Origin of the sequence: Pseudomonas sp. SIMBA_068, assembly GCF_046534705.1 — a bacterium.
Taxonomy (GTDB): domain Bacteria; phylum Pseudomonadota; class Gammaproteobacteria; order Pseudomonadales; family Pseudomonadaceae; genus Aquipseudomonas; species Aquipseudomonas putida.
Genome location: NZ_JAWRYI010000446.1, coordinates 1 through 274, shown reverse-complemented (window position 1 = coordinate 274; position 274 = coordinate 1). Strand labels below are relative to the sequence as shown.

The window sequence follows — 274 nt, the reverse complement described above, 5'->3', positions numbered from 1 at the left end:
GGCTTCCTCCCGTCGCGGAGGAAGCCTGAGGAGATTAATCGTGAGCGCCGATTTCGCGCAGTTTACGACCTTTCATCAGATTACGTGCAATATGTTCCAGCGAAACGTGTTTGGTTTCCGGTACCAGCCACAATGTCAGCAGGATAAACAGTACGTTCAGAGCCGCGTACACCCAGAAGGTGTTGGCGTTACCCAGCGTGTTGAGCATGGTCAGGAACGTTGCGCCAACGATCATGTTGGCAATCCAGTTGGTGGCGGTGGAGCAGGTGATGCC

Annotated in this window: 1 protein-coding gene; it reads right to left on the bottom strand. The window is 54.4% G+C overall.

What is annotated here, in order from left to right; genetic code table 11:
- Positions 1–34 precede the first annotated feature (34 nt).
- Positions 35–274, bottom strand: a 240-nt coding sequence (locus SB756_RS29895) for an MFS transporter (RefSeq protein WP_410913202.1), incomplete at its 5' end; no start/stop codon positions are given.